5 protein-coding genes and 1 pseudogene are annotated in these 6,262 nt (G+C 69.1%); all 6 read right to left on the bottom strand.

The features are described from left to right. The coding region (locus tag ACRDU5_RS13670; protein ID WP_526615108.1) for a PPE domain-containing protein at positions 1–622 on the bottom strand (622 nt) is incomplete at its 3' end. Positions 623–679: 57 nt separating this feature from the next. After that, on the bottom strand, positions 680–988 hold the full coding sequence (locus ACRDU5_RS13665) for a PE domain-containing protein (RefSeq protein WP_526615107.1): 309 nt from the start codon (positions 986–988) through the stop codon (positions 680–682). A gap of 93 nt (positions 989–1,081) precedes the next feature. Continuing rightward, the gene (gene eccCb, locus ACRDU5_RS13660; protein WP_526615106.1) at positions 1,082–4,045 is read right to left on the bottom strand and encodes a type VII secretion protein EccCb; all 2,964 of its coding nucleotides are present in this window, start codon (positions 4,043–4,045) and stop codon (positions 1,082–1,084) included. Beyond that, positions 4,042–5,229: a hypothetical protein gene (locus tag ACRDU5_RS13655; RefSeq protein WP_526615105.1), complete on the bottom strand. Its 1,188-nt coding sequence runs from the start codon at positions 5,227–5,229 to the stop codon at positions 4,042–4,044. Before ACRDU5_RS13655 ends, eccCb begins: the two co-directional genes overlap by 4 nt. Before the next feature lie 55 nt (positions 5,230–5,284). Next, complete coding sequence (locus tag ACRDU5_RS13650) at positions 5,285–5,584, bottom strand: hypothetical protein (RefSeq protein ID WP_526615104.1); 300 nt, start codon at positions 5,582–5,584, stop codon at positions 5,285–5,287. After that, positions 5,581–6,262, bottom strand: a pseudogene (locus ACRDU5_RS13645) (PPE domain-containing protein); the annotation flags it as partial. The gene ACRDU5_RS13650 and the pseudogene ACRDU5_RS13645, both read right to left, overlap by 4 nt.

The following is a 6,262-nucleotide window of genomic DNA, read 5'->3' as shown; positions in this document are numbered from 1 at the left end:
GGGCGGCGGCGGTGGGTTCGACGGCCGCGGCCGCCTGATTGACGCCCTGCAGGCTCTGCGACATCGCGGCACTGGCCGCACCGTGGGCGGCCGCCTCGCCGATCGCGGCGGCCTGGCCCGCCATTCCCGCGGGGTTGGCGGTCAGCGGCGCGGCCGGTGGCGGGATGCCCAGCGCGGCGAGTATGGGCGTCACGATGCCCTCGTAGGAGCCCATCTGCGCGGCGTTGTTGGTCCAGAAGTGCCCGAAGTACTCGGTGTCGAGGCCGATGATGGCCGGCGTGTTCTGGCCGACGATGTTTGTCTTCACCAGCGCTACTTGAGTCGTGCGATTGGTGGTGCAGATGGGAACCTGGATCATCGCGGCCCGTGCGGTGGCGTAGGCCTGTTCGATGGCCGCCGCCGACGCCGCCGACTGCTGCACCCATGCGGAAAGCGCCTCGAGCGCGGCGACGTAGGGGATCGCGGTGGCGATCATCGCGGTGCCGCCCGCACCGATCCAGCCGGTGGCCGCGGTGGCCCCGGTGGTGGCGCCCATCCGGGCGCCCTCGGCAGCTAGCGCGGCCGCCAGCGCCTCATGGGCTGCGGTCGCCGCCGCGACGCTGGCTCCTTGATCGCCAGCCATCAACTGACCGGCGTTGACCTCTGGGGGCAACGCACTCCACTGGCCCGCCATTGACGGCTAGGCCCCTCCCGCGGCCATCGTGGCGGCGTTGATGCCCTCGACCGCGGTGTAGGTCGCGCCGCTGGTGCCTATCGCACCAGCGAACAACTGCCGCATGGCGATGTACTCAGCCAGGATGCCCGATGTCGCGGCGCCCCGCGCGCAGAGCGCGGCGGCTGCCCGCACCGACACATCGTCGGCGCCAGGGGGCATGACCGCGCAGGTCGGCCCCGCGGCCGCGGCCGCCGCACTCGCCATGGTGGCGGCCCCTCCGGTTTCCGAACTGGCGGCTGCGGCAAGGATGGCCGGATCAACGTTAATCAGCATGTTCTCTCCCGACTGACGTAGCTGGTTATTGAAGTGTACGGGTGGTGTGGCTTACACCACAGCACGAATTTTAGGATCGCCAACACTGTACGCCTAAGTTTGCGGAACGGCTGCGGTGGGCAGGGTCGGCGGATTACTCCACCCGATCAGCGCACCTGAAGTGCCAAATCTGGTAAAGAACGCCGCTTTGCCAGGGCGCTGGGGCTCGGCGACAATGTCGGCGACAATCTTGCCGGCTTCGCGCCGTCCGTCCAAGATCAACGTCGGTGCGAGCGACGCGCGAAGTTTGCCAAGCAGCGAGCTGCCGATGGCCACCTGGTTCCAGTTTGCGACGGCGGTTGCGGCAAATACGTGCAATCCGGTGTCGCGGGCGCCCTCGATATGCGGCCCCAGCGCCATCAGCGGATTGTCCATCGTCGGCCACACACCGGCATCGTCGATGGCAACGAAGATTTCGGGCCCGGACCAGAACTTCTTGGTCATCATTTCCTGCTGCGTGGTGCCCGGCGGCGGTTGCCGGTTGTCCAGCTCAGCAACGAGTGCGCGGATCGCTTCGCGGAGCGCGGTCTGGGTGTAGGCGTAGTCGCGCAGGTGCGGGCCCTGGACCACGCCCAGCAGCGTTCGGCGCGGATCGAGCACCAGCAGCTGGGCCTCGTCGGGGCGGTAGGCGGAGGTGATCGCACGGCAGAGCACCCGCAGGAAATTGGTCCGGCCGGAGCGGGGTGCGCCGACGGCTATCGCATGCGGGTGGTCGACCAGGTCGAGGTACGCGGGGCCGAGGTCGGCCTCGGACAAACCGAACGCGACCAGTCCGACCCGGGTGTGTGGCCGGGCCAGCCGCTCGACCTCTTCGTAGGGCACCGCCTCGGGCAGCCGGCTGACGGTCGCAGCCTTCTGGATGCCGGACACCTCGGCGATCACCGGTCCGATGTCGCGCGCGGCGACCCGCCCAGCCGGAGCCGCTTGGCCGGCGACATCAGACCCCGTCCGCTCGGCCAGTTCCGGCACGCCGATCAGCACATGCATTCCGGCCTTGGTGAGCCCGCGGCCCGGCACCCCCTTGGGCACCTTGCGGGCCAGCATGCGGTCCATCTCCGAGTCGCCGGGGTCGGTGAGGCGGAGTTCGATACGGGCGGTGGCCAGCGGCTTGAGCGCCTGCTTCAAACCCTGCAGGTAGCTGGTGTGGGAAATCACCACGTGCACGCCGTAACTAAGCGCCCGCGACAGCGCGACGATCTGTTCGACCAGCTGGGGGTACTCGGCCGCGAAGGTGGCCCAGCCGTCGATGACAAGTATCACGTCGCCGCCCGCCACCGGTACCGGTTCGGGTTTCGCGCCGAACTTGCGCCGACGGACCTCCTCCATGTCCAGCCCGGTCTTGGCGAACACCGCCTCCCGCTCGGCAACGATGCCCTGCACCGACGCGACGATGCGGCCCACGCCTTCGCGGTCCACCGCCGGTGCCAAGCCGGCCACATGCGGCAGGCCCGCCACCGCGGCCAGACTGGGTCCGCCGGCGGCCACGCAATAGAACTGCACGCGCTCCGGGCGGTAGGTCAGTGCCGCGGTGGTCATCATCGTGGCCAGCGTCGTCGTCACACCCGACTGCGGTGCGCCGATCACCAATCCGTTGGCGGACAACAGATCCAGGAAATGCACGTCCTGGCGATGCTGGCGCGGCCGGTCCTCGATGCCGACCGCGAACGCCAGCCCGGGGCTGTCGCCGTACTCGACGTCCCAGGGCTTCCCCCGGACCAGCCGCACCAGCTCGTCGGCCGTCGCCGGGTTGTTCAGCGGCGGCAGCCACAGCTGCCGTGGCGGGCGGACGCCGGTGGCCTGCAACGAGTCGACGACCGTGTCGACAAGGGTCGGCGGCAGCTCGCCGGGGGCCAGCGGTATCGGGGTCGGCTCCTGCACCGGAGCCGGCACTTGGCCGTTGACCTCAGGGGTGGCCAACAGGCCGTCCTCGTCGGGGGCGACGGTTGCGGTGAACGAGCGCGGGGCGAACCAGGTGCCCGCCGCTGCCACCGGCGCGGGCCCGGACTCCAGCGGCGGCACGAACGGCGGAGAGGAGTAGAACGCCCGGAACTCGCGCGGCGGGCGCTGGCCCTCGCGCAGGTAGCCGGTGCCCTCCTTGCCCTTTTCCGGCAGGTGTGCGGCGATCGACGAGCCGATGGCCTCCCGCGAGTCTTCCTCTGTGCCGGTGCGCAGCGACATGAAAAAGCCGATCAGGCTGCGGATCTTCTGCAGGCGGTGCACGTCGACGGTCTGCCCGGCCAGCTGCAGGAACACGTGCAGCGAGCGGCCCTGGCGGACGATGCGCCAGCATAGATCGATGAACTTACTGCCCAGCTCGCTGCCGAACAGCTCCTGGTACTCGTCGATGATCACCACCAGGCCGGGCACCGGCTCCAGCGACGGGTCGATCATCCGCTTTTCGTTGTAGACGTTGAGGTCCTTGCAGTTCGTCGCCGCGCACAACGCGCCGCGACGGTCGAGCTCGCCCTCCAACGCTTCGAGCATGCGCTCGACCAGGTGCATCTCGTCGCCAAGGTTGCTGACGCTGGCGACGACGTGCGGGAAGCGTTCCAGCACGATGCCGGCGGACTTCATCTTCCAGTCCAGGAACGCCACATTGACGGTCTCGGGGGAATGGGTCAGCGCCAGCGAGGTGACTTCGGTGATGATCGTCTCGGACTTGCCCGAACCGGAGAAGCCGATCAGCACCGAGTGCATGCCCATCCCGTACTGAGATGTCTCCTTCAGGTCCAGCTCGACCACTTCGCCGGCCGGGTCGAGGCCGATGGGGAAGCGCATCCACAGCCGGTTCTGGGTGCGTCGCGCCGACCACAACCGGTCCACGTCAAGCTTGCGGGCATCGCGAATTCCCAGCACTTCCAACAGGTCTCGGGCCGCGCCGTCGGAAGTCACCGCCGTAGCGGAACCGACCGGCCGCCATGGTGCCAGCGCGCGGGCGAACCGCTCGGCATCGGCGATGCTCATGGTGTCGGCGACGGCGTAGAAGGCGTCGTCGAGCTCTTCGGGCAGTGAGGTCACCGGTAGCCCACCCCCACTCGCTTGCGCAGCACCCCGCCGGACAGCCGATAGGTGGTGTCGGGGTCGAAGCCGACGCCCTGGTGGGATGTCGCCGGCCCAGCGGCTCCGGCCCCGATCTCGGGCGCCAGCCGCACGAAGCACACCCGCCCGACGCCGCGCTTACCGGTGGCGCCCGCCCAATCCTCGGCCGCACCGCAGTTGTCGTCGACGATCACCCACAGCGGCGGCGCCGACGGATCCGGCCCGCCGTGCAGGCCGCTGGCCGGCGGTGTCCATTCCTTGCGATCCAACAGGTCGTCGCCGGCGAAGCTTTCCAACTCGGTGGGCGAGCCGAAGATCAACCGGCGTTCGCCGCAGCCGTCGCGGGCCCCGGGATGCTGGCAGTGCGGCAGCCATTTCACCCAGTCCCAGCGCGCGGGCGCTGCCGACACGATCATGATCTGCAGGTCCGCCGGGCTGTGGAAGGCGGCCAGCTGGCAGATCATCGAGCGGGCGACGCCGCGGACGTCGTCCATCTCGCCGACCAGGGACATGCCGGGGTTGCGCTCCAGCCACACCACTCGGGCCATGCCCCGCACGTGACGCTGTTCGAGCAAGAATTTGCGCAGCGCATGGCCGGTGGCGGGTTCGATCTTGGAAGCCGCAGCAATCTGCGGTTTGTCGATGGTCATCGCCAGCCCGACCCGGCCGGTGCCCAGTCGCACCACCCCGAACTCCGAATCGCCGGGCCGGCGTTCCCACATTCGGGGTGAGCCGGCGACGCTCACCAATTCCGAAGGCGCCCAATGGCTGTGCTCACGGTGCTCCCACTGCTTGTGGGCGGCGTCCTGCACTTCGTCGCGCACTTCGTCGAGACGCGCGAAGTACTCGCGGCGATACTGCTCGAGCTGACTCCACGGCATTTTCTGCGCGGCGCCGCGCCCGCGGAACAGCATTCCGCCCATGCTCATCAGCATGATGAGCGGGAAGATAGCAAATCCGGTGGCAAGCGTTCGCTGGCCGGACGCGTACATCGCGATGATGAAGCCGACGACGCCGACGATAAGGCCGATCGGCAGCACGATTCCCCAGATGCTGCGCGGCGGCGGGACCGGCGCGGCGATCGGCGCATCCACGGCAATCTTGCCTCCACCTGCCTCGGGAGGCGGCACACGCGGCGGCGGGGCGAAGGGCCGGGTGGTCACTTCGCTACCCTAGCCGAGTTTGCGCCGGTGAGCTTCGGCAACTTGTCGGCGACCGTCATCGACTCGCCTTCCAGGACTCTTGAGCAACCAGATTGGCCCTAGCAAGCAAATCATTGATCTTTTCCTCGAGACCCAAGTGAGTAAGCCGGCCGGGCACCGACTCGTCGATGAACATGCTCAGCAGCCGGCCGTCCGGGCCGAGTTGGAAACGCACATCGCCGTCAGGATCCTCGGCGTCGGTGCGCAGTGCCGCGAGCCGGTCCAGGACGGCCGTCAGTTCGTCGTAGGTTGCCGCCAGCTCGGTCTGGCTGTATTTGACCTTTGCGGCGTTATCGAGGTCGTCGAAACTCGTCACGGACCGTCATCCTGCAACGGCGCCAACGTGATTCGTCGCATCACCGGTCCGCGCGGCGGCTCGTCGTCGGAGTCGTCGGTTTCGGCGCGGGCGCGAGACGCCTCGGCGGCCACCGCGGTGCGGTCGGAAACCTTGCCGGTCACCGACTCGGTGTTGGCGGTGGGTGGGACGACGAGTTTCTTGTCCGCCGGCACCTCGTCGCGCCCGTCGCCCTGGCCGGCGCCGCCGTGCGGCATCAGCCCACCGATGGGCATGCCCATCGGCATGACACCCATCGCGCTGCCACGTGCAGGAGTGACGGCCGGCGGTGCCGAGTCGGCGCCGGCGGGGATGGTCGGGGGTACATGCGATGTAGAAGGGCTGACCGGCGGGCCAAGGGCGCCGGCCGGACGGGTGTCTCCAACGCCGCCGCCACCGCCACCCGCGCCACCGCCGGTACCCGCTGCATCGCCGAGGGGTTCAAGGCCCGCACCGGATTTCAGCTTTTCGCTGTCCGATGGTTTCTGCGACATCATCCCGGACATGCCTTGGGTTGCGGCCTGCGCGAGGCCTTGACCCGTCTGCATCAGCGCCTGCGGGATCTGGCCGACCATGCCCGCCGCGCCGCCGGCCAGCCCGCCGATCGCACCGAGCGCTGCGGGCAGGATCGACGCCAGCTGACCGGCCGCCTCCCCGGCC

The sequence above is a fragment of the Mycobacterium sp. genome, from assembly GCF_050701515.1.
Lineage (GTDB): Bacteria > Actinomycetota > Actinomycetes > Mycobacteriales > Mycobacteriaceae > Mycobacterium.
The sequence above is the reverse complement of the archived record's forward strand: the minus strand, read 5'-3'. Positions and strand labels throughout refer to the sequence as shown.

What these genes read in the sequence shown, in the direction of transcription:
- ACRDU5_RS13665 (WP_526615107.1), bottom strand. Translation starts at nt 988, where the DNA reads ATGCTGATTAACGTTGATCCGGCCATCCTTGCCGCAGCCGCCAGTTCG.